1 protein-coding gene is annotated in these 388 nt (G+C 42.5%); it reads left to right on the forward strand.

From position 1 onward, the window contains the following. The first annotated feature begins 143 nt into the window (after nt 1-143). Nucleotides 144-368, forward strand: coding sequence for a hypothetical protein (locus ACM0OW_RS25795; RefSeq protein ID WP_414553563.1), 225 nt, complete (start codon nt 144-146; stop codon nt 366-368). The last annotated feature ends 20 nt before the right edge of the window (nt 369-388 follow it).

Raw genomic sequence — 388 nt, forward strand, 5'->3', positions numbered from 1 at the left:
TAAAAGTATTTATATTTTAATCAAGTGTACCTCATAATAGACGGAAGTGCTGTATATTGATGCGGTTCTGCTGTCTACTCTCAATAAGCAGGAGGTAATGAAACAAATTCGCGATTTCTTCCACCCTTTATCAGGTACAAGCCATGTTGAGTGATGTCATGACTTATTTTGGTCTCAAACGTACCTTAGATCATGTGGGGTATTTTGAGACCCTTGAGCAGACAAATCTATTCAAAGAACTGAAACCCCAAATCAGGCAAGGTCGCTTGATTGCCATCACAGGTGTTGTTGGTTGTGGTAAAACAACGACTTTACAACGACTGCAATTGGAACGGGAGCAACGCGATTTTGTGAGGTTGGTGCGATAGCTGCGCTCGCCGAAGGCATC

Origin of the sequence: Anabaena sp. CCY 0017, assembly GCF_963920885.1 — a bacterium.
Classification (GTDB): Bacteria; Cyanobacteriota; Cyanobacteriia; order Cyanobacteriales; family Nostocaceae; genus Nodularia.

Coding starts and splice junctions, on each gene's coding strand:
- ACM0OW_RS25795 (WP_414553563.1), top strand. CDS start 144: ATGTTGAGTGATGTCATGACTTATTTTGGTCTCAAACGTACCTTAGAT.